We start from the raw sequence: 18557 nt of genomic DNA, 5'->3' as shown, positions 1-18557 counted from the left end.
ACATTTGTAATCTACGGATGTGTTTACAAACGTAAACAACTGGAGGAAGTTATGGACAACATTATTGAAGTACGCGATCTCGTGAAGCACTACCGCAAAAAGAATGGCGAAATCTTCGAAGCTGTGAAAAGGATTAGCTTTGAAGTGAAACGTGGAGAAATCTTTAGTTTCTTAGGACCAAACGGAGCAGGAAAATCGACAACAATTGGCATGCTGACGACACAAAAAGAGATTACCGATGGACACGTGTTCATTGACGGCAAGCCATTGCGTCTTAACGCAATCGAAGCACGAAGCAAAATTGGTATCGTGGCACAACACAAGAATTTAGATCGAGGTCTCACTGCACGTGAAAATCTCATCTACCATGCGTTGTACTTCGGAATGAGTCGCAAAGATGCTGAATCTCGTGCGGATTTCTTATTGGAAAAATTCGCACTTAAAGATTGGCAACACGAATACGTGAAGAGTTTCTCAGGTGGGATGGCACAACGCTTGAAGATTTCAAGAGCTATGGTTCACAAGCCAGAAGTATCATTTTTAGATGAACCAACTACAGGTCTTGATCCAGCATACCGTGAAATTTTATGGGAAGAAATGTTGGAACTAAATCGTGAGGGAATAACAGTGTTCTTGACAACACACTATATGGAAGAACCCGAACGATTCTCAGATCGTATTGCGATATTCAGTAATGGTGTCATCCAAGCGATTGGTACCTCGGCAGAATTGAAGCAATTAACACCTGGTAACCAGATTATCAACGTTGAGTTTGAAACGATTGAGCAAACACTCAAAGATGCATTAGCTGACCTACCCGAAGTCAGTTCAGCATCTGAAACATCGCCAACGAGCTTAACACTCTATCTTGAAGACAAACCCGCAGCATCAGAAGCTGTCCTTGAGTGGATTAACAAGAACCACTTAAAAATGCGTTCCTTCAACCTTAGCAGCATTACTTTGGATGATGTCTTTGTACACTTAACAACAAAAGGAGCAAAATAATGGAAACAAAAATTAGGAATCGTCAAATTATCACAACAATGGTCAAACGTGACTTAGTGATTCAGTCCCGTGACAAATATGAATTTATATTTAGAGTTGGGATGTTACCATTTATTCTTATCTTAATTTATGGATATGTGCTCCCTAAAATCGGTGTCGTATCCGCAGACTTTCCACAGTATATGTTCCCTGGTATGGTTGGAATGAGTTTACTCCTTACAGGTATCCATGGTACTGCAGTTCCCTTAACAATGGACTTCAATAATTCCCGAGAAATTGAAGACCGTCTTCAAGCACCAATTGATACACGATACATTGCGATAGCGAAAATGATTGTTGGTATCATCGAATCATGGATTGGTGCGTTAATCGTACTACCAATTTCACTCATATTCATGAACGAATCCCTTGCCTTCTCCTTCACATTCGGACAAATCATTGGACTTATCGGTGTTTTGATTCTTGCATCATTTGCATCCGCAACACTTGGGTTGTTAGTAGGAACAATCGTGAAACCAATGCAAATGGCTGCGATGTTCCCAGGATTCTTAATGCCTATGGTATTTACAGGAGCAATCTTCTTTACATGGGATGCATTGTCAACATTACCAGTATTTCAAATGCTTGTCCTTGTAAACCCGCTTGTGTATATTAACGAAGCACTTCGAGCATTGATGTATGTGGATGGAGCGTCTATGCCCCTTATGTTTAGTGTGCTGGGTATGGTTGTATTCACAATAATAATGGGTTATGTTGGCTTTAAACGCTTCATGCGTTTAGCACAAAACTAACATGACTATATCTTTCCTGATTCTCGATTTATCAGTCTAAATCTAATATGAAGGCACTTACTTTCCCCGCGGTAAGTGCTTTTGTTTATCGAGTATGCGTTCGCACGATAATATTGACATATGATGTCAGTGTGCTAGAATACGGGAAGAACACATCCGGAAGACTGCCGAGTCGTACGGTGTCATAAAGAAATGCATGCAAGGCCAAAGTAAATGCTACTTTGGCCTTTTTATATGCTTGAGGAGGAACTATGAATTATTCGAAAATAAGCAATCGGCATATTATTTGGAAGTTTGCGATTCCACAAATGATTGGACTCATTTTCAATTCCATCTATTTTATTATTGACGGAATTTTCATTGGGAGACGTTTGGGTCCTGACGCGCTTGCAGCGGCAGGGGTAGCGATTCCAGTTGTTGAAATCATGATAGCGATATCCATGCTGATTTCAGTAGGCGCGGGGGTTGTTATTTCATCATCTTTAGGTAAAAATGATACCAATGCTGCAAACCAAATCTTCAATAAAGCAAATATGATAACGTTGATTCTCGCAGCGAGTGTCGTTATTTTAGGGAATCTATTCTTAGAACCGTTGGCCCGTTTTATGGGTGCGACCGATCTGATTTTGAACGATACGATGGTTTACTTGCGTTACTTTATAACCGCATCACCGTTTTTAATTTTTAGTTTTACGTTGAGTACCTTTGCGCGCAATGACAATGCACCACGACTCGCAATGTGGGCACTTATTGTGGGGTCATTATCCAATATCTTGCTCGATTGGGTCTTTATGTATCCTTTGAATATGGGAATGGCAGGTGCTGCTCTTGCGACAGCACTGGGACCGGTATTTAGTGTCATGATTTTATTGCCACACTTTTTACGAAAAAAAGGTATCTTGTCGTTCAAATTCATGACCTTCTCGATTAAAGATGTCTGGGACATTACCGTAAAGGGGATGGCAGCTTTTATTACCAACTTTTCTATCGGTTTAGTAACCCTCTTCTATAACCTTTCAATCACTCATCAAGGTATGGGTGAAGCGACATTATCGGCCTATGTAATCATTGGCTATCTTGCCTTAATCGCATTGACGGCATTCTTGGGTTCCTCCCAAGGGATTCAACCCGCGATTAGCTTCTTTGCCGGAAGTGGTGATAATGACCGAATTGTGTCTTTAACACGATCAACGCTTTGGTTTAATGCTGGTTTGGCGCTCGCCTTTACAACTCTTATGTGGGTGGCTGGACCTGTTGTTATCAGTCTCTTTACGAACGATGCACTTTTAATCACCAACACAAGTGCAATTGCCAATATCTATTTCTTGAATCTTGTCTTTGCAGCTGTTAATATCGTGCTTGCAACAGTTCTTCAAGCATTGGATTATCAGAAAGCATCAACGAATTTATCACTGATGCGCTCAACGGTTCCCCTCATGGTTTTATTGGTTGTTTTACCATTGTTCTTTGGACCGACGAGTATTTGGTTCGCAGTCACTGGTGCGGAAGTACTGACTATGGTTGCTTCAGGATGGATTTGGCGTAGTATAAGTGCCCATCTTAACGCTCCAAAAGATACGCATTCACAATTCATTTAACAAGAGAGCCAGACGCTCTCTTTTTTATGTACCTAATTTGAAGGTGACGCACAAAAAGTATATGATTAATGAAGAAATCGAGGCGATATCATGAAACGAATTGAAAAATACTGGCAACTCTTCTCCTCCTCATTTTACTTAAGTGCATTTACGTTTGGAGGAGGGTATGTCATTATCCCCTTACTTCAAAAGAAATTTGTGGATAACTTGGGCTGGATTAGTAATGATGAAATGATGGATATGACCGCTATCGCACAATCTGCACCAGGTTCGCTCGCAGTGAATGCATCCATTTTGATTGGATATAAAATTGCGGGTATTTCGGGTGCATTGGTTTGTACATTGGGGACGGTTTTACCCCCATTAATCTTACTTTCCGTGATTTCGCGCTACTATGATGCCTTCAAGGCTAATCGCTATATTGCGGCTGCTTTACACACGATGCAAGCGGGTGTGGCTGCGGTAATCCTCGATGTCGTCATGACGCTCGGGCATCAAATCATCCAATCAAAAAATATGATGTATCTCATGATTATGGTTGTAACGTTTACTTTATCACTACTGTTTCAAATTAATGCGTTAATACTGATTGTTGTTGCGGGCTTGATGGGTGTTTTTGAAATGACTGTGAGGTCACAGAAATGATAATCTATTGGGAATTGTTTATCAGTTTTTTACAGATTGGCTTGGTGAGTTTTGGGGGTGGATATGCTGCAATGGCGCCGATTCAAGCTCAAGTGGTAGATAAACATGGTTGGTTGACGCTTTCACAATTTACAGATCTTATTACCATATCTCAAATGACACCCGGTCCAATTGCATTAAATTCCGCAACCTTTGTGGGGCTTCAAGTCGCCGGTATTCCCGGTGCAATTGTTGCGACGTTGGGAAATGTGTTCCCATCCATTGTGATTGTATCTGTGTTGGCTTATATATACTTTAATTACTCGAAAGTACGCGCGATTCAGGCGACATTAGATGCAGTTCGTCCGACGGTCGTGGCCTTAATCGCTGTTGCTGGTGTTTCTATTTTTATGAATGCGATGTGGAATGGAAACACTGTAGCTATTGATACGCTTGATGTGACCAACGCATTTATTTTCATGGGTGCATTTATTATTATTCGAAAACTAAAGTGGGATCCCACCGTATTGATACTTTTAACCGGCGGCGTCGGAATCTTTTTGGTCTTGATAGGAGTTTGAAATGAAACAAAAAATAGCAAAGTTATTAATGATTGTGGGGATTGGACTCTTTTCCTACAATATCGTGGCATACAGTACGAATTTTATGGCTAATCTTTTGCCACTTTCGAAATTTGCAATCGGGCTTGTAGCGATTTCACTACCGTGGTATCTTAAAAAATCATGGTTTAAACAGCTCGATGACAGTATCTATATTCTCTATTTTCTCTTCATACTCGCAACACTTTATGCAGGGGAACGTTTTGGGTTTTATTCCACGTTTGAACACTATGATTCAGTACTTCATTTTTCTAGTGGGGCGTTATTGACATTGATTGGTTATGAGGTATGGCGTCATTTTATGCAAGCAAAGCCTGCTCCAATCATAGTCATCGTGATTTTTGTTTTTTGTTTTGCGATGACTTTGGGAATCTTCTGGGAGCTTTATGAGTATATGGCTGATGGTTTGATGGATTTGAATTTACAACGCTATATGGACCGGAGTGGTCATGAAGTCCTTTGGGATACGATGAAAGATATCGTTGTAAATATGGCAGGATCACTCACGGCTTGTATCTACATATTTAAAAATCACCAGAGGTCTATTAAAAAAAGCTAAAATCGCATATTATTAAACTATGAGGTGAAACGATGGCAACGATCAAAGATATCGCAAAACGCGCAGGCGTTTCGCATGGAACAGTTTCAAACGTCTTAAATAAAAATGGCAATGTCAGTGTGGAAAAAATTCGTCGAGTGGAACAAGCGGCCAAAGAATTGGGTTTCGTCATGAACGTACAGGCCAAGCAACTTCGAAAAGGAAGTGCACGAAAGGTCGGCTTGATTCTGCCGAGTTTAATGCTCCATAAATATAATGAAATCTATAAAGGTATTGAATTCGAAATCGCGAAAACTGAATTTGAATTTGATGTCTACTTTTCAAATGGAAATCGCGAGATTGAATTAAATATTATAGAAAAAATTGCATCGTCGGGTGCGTCATGCGTCATTGCATATAGTGTATTAAAGCGACTTGAAGAATATGAAGCGTTGGATATTCCGGTGATGATTTTGAATCGAGACTTAACACTCACGCATCCATTGGTTCATTCAATCAGTTTTGATTATCGGGCATTAGGAAATGCGCTTGCACGACAAGTAATCCAAGATAACCGTCGCAATATCGTTGTTGTCACCGGGCAATCAAAAGTCATGTATCGAGAATTTCTTGAAGGTGTGAATGACGTTTTGGAAGATGAAGATGTTGCCATGACCCACAAGCGTCTGGATGATCTTTTGTTGATGAAAGGAACGTTAGACATTTTGTCACAACATCATTTGTATGATGCAATTATTGCGATGGATGAAGATGTTGTTGAAAATGCCATAAAGCTAACACGCTTTACGAATCATGCCACGATGCCAAATATTTATACTGTAGGGGCGACAGGACTTCTTGATCCGCAAGCAGCCTATCGTATGGATGTGAATTATCAACAACTTGGGAAAAAAGCTGCAGAAATCGTGACCCAACTTGATTTTGAAGCACCTGTAAGTCACTTGATGCTAGCAGATGATGGATTCAAATACGAAACCGTGACGAAACAGGATGAACCGGAAGAAATTAATGTTCTCATGCTGAAGTCACCGACAACCAATGCCATCCGCGCAATTGTCGCAGATTTTACGACCCACTATAGCATTCGTGTTAATATCGTGGAACTTACATACGATGAGCTCCTAAAGACTGTATCGCTACCTGATTCGGTAAAGAATTATGACCTTATCCGAATCGATATGGGATGGATGACGCGTGTTGGTGCCCAAATTTTTAAAAAGTTGGATAACTTAAAAATTGACACCCTTCAAGCACGTGTACCGCGATATATTCCGGATGACTATACACATATCGATGGCACCATGTATACAGTCCCACTCGATGCATCAGTCCAAGTCTTGTATTATCGTAAAGATTTGTTTGAAGATGCGATCATCAAACGCAGTTTTTATGAAATGCACAAACGTAATTTGACGGTTCCCACAACGTATGAGGAATATGACGAAATCAGCGAATTCTTTACGCGTGAGTTCAACAACAAGTCGAAGACACACTACGGGACATCTTTGGTGTATGGTTCCAATATCGTAACAGCAAGTGATTTCATACCACGAGTTCGTGACTACAGTCAAAAGAACCAAGTGGATATCAAGATGTATGATCTAAAGCATCCGGTGATGCGTGGCGCTATTGAAGCGTATGTTCAATCAAAAAAATATTCCGATCGAGATACAAATCACTGGTGGAGTGACGTCTTAAATAATCTTACAAGTGGCAGCACCGCAATGGGAACAGTCTATTCGAATCATGCGTCATCTCTGATTGAATCAGAAGAAGGCATTCATCGCATTGGCTATGCAGATATTCCTGGTGGACAACCGATGCTTGGTGGGGGTGTTATTGGTATTACAAAAACCACAAACCATGAAGCAGCGGGTATCAAATTTTTAGAATGGCTTTACAGTCCAGAGATATCAGCATTAATTACATATCTTGGCGGAAGTATTTTAACCAACAAAGTTCATGAGAACGTTGATGTCCTCCGTATTTATCCGTGGATAGAGAAATATCCCGAATATTTTGCAAAGGGAAAACGTCGCGAAGAATCGCTAAGCGATATTGGTATTGATGAATTCAGCTATGAAATGATCTTGGGAGAAGCGATTCGATCCTATATTCTGGGGGTCTCGACACTGGATGACGCATTAGAACGGGCAATCGAAACATTAAACAAGAGAAGGTAAAGCCTTCTCTTTTATATTGGAACGTTCAAATCACATAATTAAGCCAAAACCGCTATTTAACTGAATATTAATGTAATCCCTTTCATCAATCACACTATTTTAACAATTTTTAAATTGACACGTTCCAATTTCGTTGGTAATCTTGATGTAGGAGGAAGCTTATGTCCGAAAATAATTACTTAAAACAAATGCTCCAAAAACATGGAGTCTTAATTGCATCCCACCGTGGGTTGAATGGCGGGTACATTGCTCAAAATACGATTCTCGCATATAAGAATGCTTTACGTCACGGTGCTCATATACTCGAAATTGATGTAATCAGAAGTTCTGATGGCATTTTCTATGCATTCCACAACGGTCTTGAGAAAACAGTACTTGGATTTGACAAAGATATTCGTGAGGCAACGTCTTCGGAAATTGAAACTTTGTACATTAGCGGATCGAATGCCACACCAACACATTACAAACTTGAACGTCTGGATGATGTCCTTGCGTTTGTAAAAGAAACACCTGATTGCTTGGTCAACATTGATCGTTCTTGGTTCTATTGGGAAGACATTATTGAATACATCAACGAGGCGGCAATGGCATCACAGATTATTATTAAGTCCCCAGTCGACAAAACATTACTCACAACACTCAAGGAAAAAGGACCATCAATCATGTACATGCCGATTACCAAAAGTGTTGCGGATGTCGAAACAGTGAAAGCTATGGCATTAAATACAGTAGCTTTTGAAATGATTGTCGCCAAGGATACGGATACGTTGGCTGATAAAGCATACCTCAGTTCCCTTAAGGCAGAGGGATACAGCTTATGGATTAACACAATTACATTGGATGATAAAACGATTCTCTCGGCACATCGTGACGATAATCGTGCGATTGAAACCGGTGATTACGAGGCGGTATGGGGACACTTTATTGATCTTGGTTTTGATATGATTCAAACCGATTGGCCTGCATTGATTCAGAATTTCATCAAAAACAGATAAAGGAGATTATGATGAAAAAAATTATAGTAAGCATTCTTGTAACATTATTGGTATTGACAGGATGTGGTAGCACTGCAGAGAAAAAAGATTCACTCGTTATTTATTCGAACTCGGCAAGTGATGGACGGGGCGAATGGTTAACTGAAAAAGCAAAAGAAGCAGGATTCACCGTTGAAATTGTTCCAATCCCAGCTGGTGACCTCACAAACCGTCTTATTGCAGAAAAAAACAACGCAATTGCAGATATGGTTTATGGATTGAATACGATCGAATTTGAAAAGTTAAAAGCACAGGACATGCTTGTTGAATATACACCAACGTGGGCGAAGGAGGTGGATACATCATTAGGTGATGGAAAGCATTACTATCCAATCGTCGTTCAACCTTTAGTCTTTATTTATAATGAAAGTGCAGTAGGTAACGATGTACCTAAGGACATTGTTGAATTTGCGGATCCAAAATATAAAGATCAATACAATGTATTTAGTTTAGGTGGTGGTACAGGAAAAACATTATACTCAAGTATTCTTGTTCGTTATGCAGATCCAAGTGGCGTTCTTGGGGTCTCAGAAGAAGGGTGGAAGGTTGCGAAAGCTTACATTCAAAATGCTCATTTTGAAATAAAAGGTGAAGATTATATTGGAAATGTAATATCAGGAGAACGACCAATTTCCATGATGTGGGGATCAGGGGTAATGCAACATCAAGGCGAACGTGATTACAAGTTTGGAGTTATCTCGCCAGAAATTGGAGTACCGTATGTCGTTGAACAAGTCGCAATTCTAAATGATTCGAAAAAAGAGCTTGCAACAGCATTCGCAAACTGGTTCGGATCAGCCGAGACACAAGCAGCATGGAGTGAAAAGTTTGGAACAATCCCTGCTCATCCAGAAGCAATGAAAAATGCGTCCGCAGACGTCATAGAATTTATGAATTCAGTCCATGCACAAGACATTGACTGGGAGTTTGTAACCAAAAACATTGATCTATGGGTGGAAAAAGCTGAATTAGAATTTGTTCAATAGTACGAATTAGGAAGGGAAGACTATGATTAAATTTGAGAATATAGAAATCAAATACGGTGACTTCGTTGCTATTGAAAATCTTAACTTGGAAGTTGAGGAGGGTGAGTTTTTCACCTTTCTAGGACCTTCAGGTTGTGGTAAAACAACAACGTTACGAGCACTTGTTGGCTTCTTATCACCATCACAAGGGGATATTTATGTGGCGGATGATCGCATTACAAAGCAAACAGTTGAACAACGTCAAATTGGAATGGTTTTCCAGAGTTATGCACTCTTTCCAACGATGAACGTATACGAGAACATTGCATTTGGATTGCGTGTCAAAAAACTATCTAAAGATGTGATTCATCAGAAAATTATGGATGTGGCTCAGAAAATTGAATTAAAAGAGGAACAGCTCTATAAAAATGTTTCGGAATTATCCGGTGGGCAACAACAACGTGTGGCGCTAGCCCGTGCAATCGTCATGGAACCCAAAATTCTCTGCCTGGACGAACCGTTATCAAATCTTGATGCAAAGCTTCGCGTGGGATTACGTCAAGAGCTCAAGCGTTTGCAACGAGAGTTAGGCATCACCACATTATACGTAACACATGATCAAGATGAAGCACTTGAACTATCGGATAGAATTGCCGTTTTCAATCATGGAAAAATCGAACAAGTCGGAACCCCTTTCGAAATATACAATAATTCTCAAACCGAATTTGTCTGTGAGTTTATTGGTGCTATCAATAAACTTGAGGTCCCTTTTATTGAGGCAATTTCTGCTACAACATCAAAGCTTGATGCTACAAAACCAGGTTATATTCGTTTTGAACGCATTCATCGTAGTCAAAATGAACACTTTGAATTCGAAGGTGAAATTAAAGAAGTCATGTTTAATGGGCACGTTAGCACGTATGTTGTATCGGCATTTGGTCAAGAGTTCAAACATATTGAAAAAAATATGACAGATCGCCAATACGCCATCAATGAGATCCTTACTTTCGCGATTAATCCTGAAGATGTCATGCAGTTTTAGGGGGGATTATGGAAATAATAAAAGAAAAAATTCATAATGTAAAACTCGGTAGCCTTGCCGTTAAACTGGTAATTGCTTGGTTCTTAATCGCGTTTGTAATTTATCCGAATGCAAATCTATTAGTCAGTATTTTCTTCAAGAACGGACAGTTCTCCACAGATGCATTTGGAAAAATATTAACATCAGAACGTGCTATGAAAGCATTAATGAATAGTTTCGTTCTTGCGTTTACCTTGGTAATCACTGTAAATATTGTTGGAACATTGATTGTTCTTTTTACGGAATACTTTGAAATCAAAGGTGCGAAAATTCTACGTCTGGGCTACATGAGTACACTTATTTATGGTGGGGTTGTTTTAGTAAGTGGATATAAATTTATTTATGGTCCTACAGGAATCGTTACGAATCTTTTGACAGGACTGTTTCCAGCTATGAATGCTAACTGGTTCACAGGATATTTTGCGGTGGTTTTTGTGATGACATTCTCCGTGACGTCAAATCACATGATTTTCTTAAGAAATGCGATCGGTGGTTTGGATTACCATACAATTGAAGCAGCTAAAAACTTAGGTGCATCAGGTTCCAGTATTCTGATGAAAGTTGTGATGCCAACGCTTCGACCAACCTTCTTTGCAGTCACAATCCTTACATTTTTAACAGGCTTAGGGGCCATGTCGGCGCCGTTAATAGTCGGGGGTCCAAACTTTCAAACCATTAACCCGATGATCATGGCGTTTGCCAAAACACCGAGTTCACAAGAACTCGCAGCTTTACTTGCTGTGATTCTTGGTGTGGCGACGATTCTCTTACTGATGATTCAAAATAAGCTCGAAAAAGGAAAAAACTACATTTCGATTTCTAAAACTAAAACGAAATTACAGAAACAAAAAATTGATAATAAAGGACTTAACATCTTAGCTCATATTACAGCCTATGCTCTGTTCTTTATTTACACACTTCCAGTTGTTCTTGTTATCCTCTTTGCATTCTCCAATTCATTAGCAATCACAACCGGAAACTTAGCGTTTAGCTCATTCACACTTGAAAACTTCCAACGTCTCTTCGTGGATGCATCAGCATTCAAACCGTATCTCATTAGTGTGATTTATGCAATTAGTGCTGCTGTAATCGTTACTGCCATTGCAGTGGTCGTATCGCGAATTGTCCACAAAGGAAAATCAAAGACGAATGCATTCTTTGAATACAGTATGCTAATCCCTTGGATTTTACCATCGACACTGATTGCCTTAGGACTCATGTTAACTTATGATCAGTCCCGATTAATCGTTGGAAATAAAGTCTTGATAGGCACACTTGTCATTCTTCTTCTGGGTTACATTGTAGTGAAACTGCCGTTTTCGTTTAGAATGATTCGGTCAGCATTCTATAGTATTGAAGATAGTTTAGAAGAAGCTGCGCAGTCGATGGGTGCAAGTAAGTTCTACACATTACGTCGAATCATTATTCCCATCATCTTACCAGTGCTCCTTTCGGTAATTGCGTTAAATTTCAATAGTCTTCTTGCTGAGTATGATTTGACAGTGTTCCTCTATCATCCACTATATTCACCATTGGGTGTTATTGTTAAGGCGGCAAGTGATGATATTGCATCAACCAATGCGATTGCAATGTCCTTTGTCTATACAGTCGTATTAATGATAATTTCTTCGATTACGCTTTACTTAACACAAAAAGATGATCGATAGTCTCGTAGCAATTATGAACGCGTTGCATGAGTTTTCCTTCTTTGCAATCTTACTACGGTTAGGCTTAGCGATGATTCTTGGAGCTATGATTGGAACCGATCGTTCGCGAAAAGGCAGCCCAGCTGGTTTAAAAACACACAGTGTGGTTGCTGTAGGATCAGCGTTAGTAATACTCACCAGTCAGTACATCAGTGAATTAACGGGAAGTACGGATTTATCGAGAATGCCTGCACAAGTAATTAGCGGTATTGGGTTTCTCGGTGCAGGTACCATCCTTGTCATGGGCGGTAATCGAATTAAAGGATTAACATCTGCTGCAACTATTTGGTTTAGTGCTTGCATGGGGATTGCTGTTGGTATTGGATTTTATGAAGGAGCCATCGGATCCGTAATTTTTGAAATCATAATCTTCAAAGTACTGTCGCGGATGTCGATTCTTCAAAATGGTGTTTCCACTATTGAAATCTACATATCCTATACAAGTTGTTTCAATCTCCAACAATTTGTACGTTCACTCGAAGCAGCTCATGCACGAATTATTGAAATTGAATCCAATAAACTTCCAACCTTGAGAGATGGGGAAGAACGGATTTATAATACACAATTTATCATTCAATTGGATCAAGAAATTGATCACGATGAACTGGTTTCATCGCTAAAGAAAACATTGGGCGTTTTAACAGTGTTACAGTTTTAAAAAGTGCATTCGCACTTTTTTTTCATTTGTGAAAAAAGTTTCGAAAGTTCTTTAATAATGCGTGTTCAGTTGATATAAGGCTCTATTAGTGGGAAAAACGAACGTTGTTCATTTTCTTAAAATAAAAAATCAAAGGATCACTGTTGCATCTCTGTATACAATAAAAAATAAGTCTTGTATAATGTTCGAGACTTACCCAACGAAATGATATTTAAGAGGAGAAAATGTGTATGGATATTTTAGGGAAATACATAAAAAAATATAAATGGTGGTTTGTTGCCTCATTTGTATTAATTGGAACCTCTGCAGCAGCACAGTTAATCCAACCAAATATCCTTGCAACAATCATCACAGCAATAGTTCAACAGGACACAAGTACAATTACACGATTGGGTGTAATTCTTATCGGTTTAGCATTGCTTGGATTTGTAGCAGGGATTCTAAATACCGTTATCGCAGCACGGATTGCACAACGTGTTGGGAGTGAATTACGTGGGGAAATTTTTGAAAAGGTACAAGAATTCTCCTACAGTAACATTGAAAAATTTAGTGCAAGTAATCTCGTGATTCGTCTTGTTAACGATACGCAACAAGTTCAAAACTTAATCATGATCATGTTGCAATCCTTAACGCGTATCCCGGTAATGTTTATCGGAAGTTTCATTCTTGCCATGACAGTTTTACCACAATTTTGGTGGATCGTTATTTTAGCGATTGCTTTAGTTGGCCTTGTTGTCGGCGCAGCATTTGGGAAAATGGGTCCTCGTTTTGGAAAAATCCAAATGTTAATTGAGAAGATCAACGCCATTGCAAAAGAAAACTTCATTGGTATGCGTGTCGTAAAATCATTCGTCCAAGAAGATTCCGAGAAAGCAAAATTCAACGCTGAAAGTGATATCCTAACCAAAGAAACAATTCAAATTGGTTACATCTTCTCAATCATGATGCCTTCCTTTTTCCTCATTATGGACACAGGGATTGCCCTCGTAATGATTCTGGTAGGACGTAGTGCAGAAGTAGACCCAAGTATCATCGGAAACTCCGTATCTTTTATCAGCTACTTAGTTATGGTAATGATGTCCTTAATGATTGGTGGTATGATGGTTAGCTTCTCATCCCGTGCTTTTGTTTCTTTAGGCCGTATTAAAGAAGTGATGGAAACCGTACGTGATATGGATTATGTCAGTGAATCTGAAGCGATTGCTACAGGGGATGTTGTCTTTGAAGATGTGTCCTTTGCCTACGCAGAAGATGCACCTGACACCTTGAAACATATAAGTTTCCGTGTTAAACATGGTGAGACACTGGGAATTGTCGGTGCCACTGGTGCTGGAAAAACCTCATTAGTCCAATTGATGGCGCGTATTTATGACCCATCATCCGGGCGTGTACTCATCGGAAATCAAGATTTAAAAGCAGTTTCTGAAGCAGTCTTGCGTCAAGATGTTGCACTTGTGTTACAGCGACCAACACTATTCTCAGGAACCATCGCAGATACAATTCGCCAAGGGAAAAAAGATGCCAGTCTTGAAGCAATGCAACGCGCTGCTGATATTGCGCAAGCGTCTGAGTTTATTGCGAAAGAACCCAAAGGATTTGAGTCAGAAGTCTACCAACGTGGTGCTAACTTCTCAGGTGGGCAAAAGCAACGCTTATCAATAGCTCGGGGCTTAGTTGGTAATCCGAAAGTGTTGATTCTTGACGATAGCACGAGTGCCCTTGATGCAAAGAGCGAGAAAAAAGTCCAAGAGGCCTTGAAGACTGACTTACCCGATACAACAAAAATTATTGTTTCTCAGAAGATTTCGTCAATCATTCATGCCAACAACATACTGGTTCTTGATGATGGTGAATTGGTGGCTCAAGGAACCCACGAGACACTCATGAAAACATCAGAAATCTATCAACGTATTTTTGAATCGCAAAAAGGCAAAAACCTCTTTGCGTCAGAAGAATAGGAGGTACTTATGAAAAACACATTGGGTTATTTTTGGAAATATATCAAAGTTCACAGTCTCAAGCTGTGGGTCGTGATTGCAGCGTTAATCGTAAGTACATTCTTGACGGTTAAATCACCAGAATTTATTGGTGAAGGAATTAATGAATTGGGTGCCTATATCATGGGCAGCCAAGATAAATCAGGATTCTTTAGAGTTATTATGTTCATGGTCATCTTTGCGGTGGCCTCATGGGTATTCAACTTGATTCAAAACGTGTTAATGTCGCAAATCTCAGGAGATGCAACCAATGACATGCGAAAAGATCTCTTTGAAAAACTTGAAGGACTTCCGATTGAATATTTTGACAAGTCGAATGATGGAGACATATTGTCACGTTTTACCAGTGACTTGGATAATATTTCGAACACATTAAACCAATCCATCCATCAAATAATGGTCAATACATTTATGCTCGTTGTAACCATAATCATGATGTTTATGAATCATGTTGAATTATCGTTTGTAGTTTTGTCGATGTCGCCCTTGATTATTGGTGCAGCCATCTACATTATTAAACAGGCCCAGAAATTTGTAATCTTACAACAAAAACGTGTCGGAGAAATGAACGGTTATGTTGACGAACAATTCTCTGGACAAAAGCTGGTTATTGCGAATGGTCTACACGATGCATCACGCACACAGTTTCATGAAAAAAATGAAGCATTGTTTGAAGCAACGTTTAAAGGGCAATTCTATTCAAATGTTCTCTTTCCAACGCTTCAAGGACTTTCGATGCTAAGTACAGGAGTTGTAATCTTCTATGGTGCATGGATGACCTCAGTTGGTCGCCTTCCTATAGCACAAGCTGCTGGTACCATCTTCTTATTTACACAATATGTACGGATGATTTACCAACCTTTATCACAGATTGCATCACAATATACACAAATGCAGTTAGCGTTTGCTGGTGCATCGCGTATCATGGAAGTACTTCAAGAAGAAGATGAAAAAGACCGCAGTACAGTAACGGCGATCGATGGAATTCATGGTGATGTTAATTTAGTTGATGTATCGTTTGGTTATGATGAGTCACTGGTTCTTCATGGTATTAATATATCAGCAGATAAGGGACAAATGGTCGCTCTTGTTGGTCATACAGGTTCTGGTAAGACAACGATTATGAATCTTCTGAATCGCTTCTATGATGTCCGTCAGGGGCGAATCGAATTTGATGGCCGCGATATTCGCGATATTTCATTACCAACGCTACGGAAACATGTCGGCATCGTGCTCCAAGATTCTGTATTGTTTACGGGTACAATTCGCGATAATATTGCTTTTGGAGATCCTCAGGCATCCCAGGAAGTCATTGAACGTGTTGCGAAACAAGCCAATGTTCATGATTTTATCATGACGCTTGAAGATGGCTATGATACGGTTGTAAGCGAAAGTAACAGTCGTATGAGTGTTGGTCAAAAACAATTGATTAGTATTGCACGAACGATGTTGGTAGATCCAGATTTGTTAATTCTGGATGAAGCAACAAGCAATGTCGATACTGTAACCGAATCTGATATTCAAAAAGCGATGGATGTTGTGATTGAAGGACGTACAAGTTTTGTGATTGCACACCGCTTAAAAACAATCCTCAAAGCAGATAAGATTGTTGTACTCGAGAATGGTCGTATCATCGAAGAAGGGACCCATGAGTCTTTACTTGCTGATGGCAACCATTACGCGGAACTTTACAATAACCAATTTGTATTTGAAACGACTGTCGATTAAAAAGAAACCGCACGTTATCGTGCGGTTTTATTGTGCATGGTCATATTCAAACAAACGGTAAGTTTCGATGATTTCGATAAGCTTGGAAGCGTAGTTAGGGTCAGTCGCATAACCGCCGTCTTGAAGCGCTTGGGCAGCTTCACGATACGTTCGTGCTTCACGCACACCGTCATAACGCGAAAGATACATCAATTCAGCATGGTCTGCAATGGATGTTCGATAATCGGGATATCTTCGAAAGGTATCCTCCATTGAGGCAAAGGCACCATCTTCGAACTCAGTTGTGGTAACGGTATAGGATTTTCCGTGATAGTCCCCCTTAATTCCAAAAAGATTATTGGCTTCAGTCGACAGTTCACTTTGTCCCCAATTGGACTCAAGAATAGCTTGCGCGTAGACAACACTTTTAAATGTCGGATGTGGGGTCATATTGGCATTCAAGGTTTCAATAAACTGTTCTTGAAATGATATCTTGGGCTGGGAAAAATGCTCGCGAATCATCATAAAACTCATCGATACGACGAAAACGAGCAGAATCCATCCAATCATACTTGGTTGCTTTTTCCGGCGTCTATTGCTCATGTTGATACCATGTTATCTGTTTTCGTTGTGAGATTAAAGTAGGGTATCCCCAGTATAGAGCCACAAAGGCTGTCAAGGTAACGCTCGTTGCAATCGAAATCATGATGGCAATTTGGTACATAATAGCCGTAAGTGGTACTGTACCCGACAGAATTTGTCCTGTCATCATCCCTGGTAATGCAATAATCCCCATGTTAAGCATGGAATTTAATGTTGGGATGAAGGCCATTTCTAAACCATTCTTTACATGCGGCATTAAAATTGCTTTGGGTTCGATACCGGCATTAAGGAGGGTTTCGGATTTTGCACGTTCTTGATCAAGGTTTTGAGTGAAGGCTTTAAGGCCTAGGTTCACCGCCGTCATTGAGTTTCCGAAAATCATGCCACCTAAGGAAATCGTATATTGTGGATTAAAGAAATCGGTACGAACGACCAGTGTAACAAAAAAGACAAGAATCAGTGTGCCACACCCTGCGATGGCCATGACAATGCGACGCCGGAAGGCTTTATTCAGGCGTTGATTTTGTTTGAGGATGCGATGGCTTGCAAAGATAACCATCGCAACTAAATACGCGATCACAAATAAAGGGTGTGGGTTGCCAAAAACATACGTTAAAACAAGACCCGCAAGGTAGAGTTGAATCGACATCCGTAAACTCGCTACGAAGAGCAGTTTGCTTTGGTCGATTTTTGCGTACTTCATAATCGCTAAAACGAGTATGAGCAATACATAGACAGTTGAAAATTGGAGAATATCGAGTTGAATAATTCCGGAATTCATGAATTTTCACCTCGTTTCACAGCACTAAAGTCAATCAATGCATCTGCGTATTCACGCGCCAAGTCAGGGTCATGACTGATAACGAGTACGGTCATCTGCTTGGTTTTTATATAATTTTTAATATTTTCGAGAACTTTGGAACCCGTTGCTTTGTCCAATGAAGCCGTTGGCTCATCCAGTAAAAGGACCGTCGTCGCAAGTGATACAAAGATTGCAATGTAAACGCGTTGTCGTTCACCTCCGGATAATACATCAACATTTTTACCAAGGTCAAATTGTGCTTCGGTAATTTTAAGAAACGCTGAAATATCAGTATCAGTTAGAGGTTCTAAATGTCGCAGTTTCCGGAATTGATTAAAGTTATCGCGAATGGAACCAGGAAAGAGAAAAACGGATTGGCCACATAAGAGTAAATCTTGACGTAGTGTGATGGGGTCTAAGGTATTAATATCACGGTCGTTATAATATATTTGGTGATCACTGACCGACAAAGTACTGTTTAAAAGCTTGAAAAAAGTACTTTTACCGACCCCGCTGGGTCCGATGATGAAACTCATAGATTGTGCTTCAATTGTGATGTCTGGGTACATCAACATGTTTTTAAAGGTTAAATTTTTGGTATATATCATAAAAGCCTCCACATCA

17 protein-coding genes are annotated in these 18557 nt (G+C 39.8%); 14 read left to right on the top strand and 3 right to left on the bottom strand.

The window, feature by feature from the left end; all coding sequences use genetic code 11:
* Positions 1 to 51: 51 nt before the first annotated feature.
* The 14 genes from GVV22_RS03910 (at position 52) to GVV22_RS03845 (ending at position 16549) form a co-directional block, all read left to right on the top strand.
* The gene (locus GVV22_RS03910; protein ID WP_159648856.1) at positions 52 to 1005 is read left to right on the top strand and encodes an ABC transporter ATP-binding protein; all 954 of its coding nucleotides are present in this window, start codon (positions 52 to 54) and stop codon (positions 1003 to 1005) included.
* Positions 1005 to 1796, top strand: coding sequence for an ABC transporter permease (locus tag GVV22_RS03905; RefSeq protein ID WP_159648855.1), 792 nt, complete (start codon positions 1005 to 1007; stop codon positions 1794 to 1796). The genes GVV22_RS03910 and GVV22_RS03905 overlap by 1 nt, the downstream gene beginning before the upstream one ends.
* A gap of 251 nt (positions 1797 to 2047) precedes the next feature.
* Positions 2048 to 3394, top strand: coding sequence for an MATE family efflux transporter (locus GVV22_RS03900; RefSeq protein ID WP_159648854.1), 1347 nt, complete (start codon positions 2048 to 2050; stop codon positions 3392 to 3394).
* A gap of 90 nt (positions 3395 to 3484) precedes the next feature.
* The gene (locus tag GVV22_RS03895) at positions 3485 to 4039 is read left to right on the top strand and encodes a chromate transporter (protein WP_159648853.1); all 555 of its coding nucleotides are present in this window, start codon (positions 3485 to 3487) and stop codon (positions 4037 to 4039) included.
* Positions 4039 to 4599, top strand: a complete 561-nt coding sequence (locus GVV22_RS03890) for a chromate transporter (RefSeq protein WP_159649204.1) — start codon at positions 4039 to 4041, stop codon at positions 4597 to 4599. The genes GVV22_RS03895 and GVV22_RS03890 overlap by 1 nt, the downstream gene beginning before the upstream one ends.
* A 1-nt stretch (position 4600) precedes the next feature.
* Positions 4601 to 5197, top strand: coding sequence for a DUF2238 domain-containing protein (locus GVV22_RS03885; protein WP_159648852.1), 597 nt, complete (start codon positions 4601 to 4603; stop codon positions 5195 to 5197).
* A 32-nt stretch (positions 5198 to 5229) separates the two neighbouring features.
* Positions 5230 to 7380, top strand: coding sequence for an extracellular solute-binding protein (locus GVV22_RS03880; RefSeq protein WP_159648851.1), 2151 nt, complete (start codon positions 5230 to 5232; stop codon positions 7378 to 7380).
* 161 nt (positions 7381 to 7541) lie between these two features.
* Positions 7542 to 8375 carry a glycerophosphodiester phosphodiesterase family protein gene (locus GVV22_RS03875; RefSeq protein WP_159648850.1) on the top strand — a complete coding sequence of 278 codons (834 nt, stop codon included), beginning with the start codon at positions 7542 to 7544 and terminating at the stop codon, positions 8373 to 8375.
* An 11-nt stretch (positions 8376 to 8386) separates the two neighbouring features.
* On the top strand, positions 8387 to 9400 hold the full coding sequence (locus GVV22_RS03870; protein WP_159648849.1) for an extracellular solute-binding protein: 1014 nt from the start codon (positions 8387 to 8389) through the stop codon (positions 9398 to 9400).
* Positions 9401 to 9422: 22 nt separating this feature from the next.
* Positions 9423 to 10421, top strand: coding sequence for an ABC transporter ATP-binding protein (locus GVV22_RS03865; RefSeq protein ID WP_159648848.1), 999 nt, complete (start codon positions 9423 to 9425; stop codon positions 10419 to 10421).
* A gap of 8 nt (positions 10422 to 10429) precedes the next feature.
* On the top strand, positions 10430 to 12127 hold the full coding sequence (locus GVV22_RS03860; protein WP_159648847.1) for an ABC transporter permease: 1698 nt from the start codon (positions 10430 to 10432) through the stop codon (positions 12125 to 12127).
* Positions 12117 to 12824, top strand: a complete 708-nt coding sequence (locus GVV22_RS03855) for an MgtC/SapB family protein (protein WP_159648846.1) — start codon at positions 12117 to 12119, stop codon at positions 12822 to 12824. The genes GVV22_RS03860 and GVV22_RS03855 overlap by 11 nt, the downstream gene beginning before the upstream one ends.
* Positions 12825 to 13054: 230 nt before the next feature.
* Entirely contained in the window at positions 13055 to 14782 is a 1728-nt protein-coding gene (locus GVV22_RS03850) for an ABC transporter ATP-binding protein (RefSeq protein ID WP_159648845.1), read from the top strand.
* Between the two features lie 9 nt (positions 14783 to 14791).
* Positions 14792 to 16549: an ABC transporter ATP-binding protein gene (locus GVV22_RS03845; RefSeq protein WP_159648844.1), complete on the top strand. Its 1758-nt coding sequence runs from the start codon at positions 14792 to 14794 to the stop codon at positions 16547 to 16549.
* Positions 16550 to 16576: 27 nt separating this feature from the next.
* Here GVV22_RS03845 and GVV22_RS03840 read toward each other — a convergent pair whose 3' ends face one another.
* Genes GVV22_RS03840 through GVV22_RS03830 form a run of 3 tightly spaced genes read right to left on the bottom strand, consistent with a single transcriptional unit; the run spans position 16577 to position 18541 of the window.
* Positions 16577 to 17131: a glycoside hydrolase family 73 protein gene (locus GVV22_RS03840; protein ID WP_159648843.1), complete on the bottom strand. Its 555-nt coding sequence runs from the start codon at positions 17129 to 17131 to the stop codon at positions 16577 to 16579.
* On the bottom strand, positions 17121 to 17912 hold the full coding sequence (locus tag GVV22_RS03835) for an ABC transporter permease (protein WP_159648842.1): 792 nt from the start codon (positions 17910 to 17912) through the stop codon (positions 17121 to 17123). Before GVV22_RS03835 ends, GVV22_RS03840 begins: the two co-directional genes overlap by 11 nt.
* Complete coding sequence (locus GVV22_RS03830) at positions 17909 to 18541, bottom strand: ABC transporter ATP-binding protein (protein WP_159648841.1); 633 nt, start codon at positions 18539 to 18541, stop codon at positions 17909 to 17911. The genes GVV22_RS03835 and GVV22_RS03830 overlap by 4 nt, the downstream gene beginning before the upstream one ends.
* Positions 18542 to 18557 lie beyond the last annotated feature (16 nt).

The sequence above is a fragment of the Erysipelothrix aquatica genome (assembly GCF_009828825.1).
GTDB classification, from domain to species: Bacteria; Bacillota_I; Bacilli_A; order Erysipelotrichales; family Erysipelotrichaceae; genus Erysipelothrix; species Erysipelothrix aquatica_A.
The sequence above is the reverse complement of the archived record's forward strand: the minus strand, read 5'-3'. Positions and strand labels throughout refer to the sequence as shown.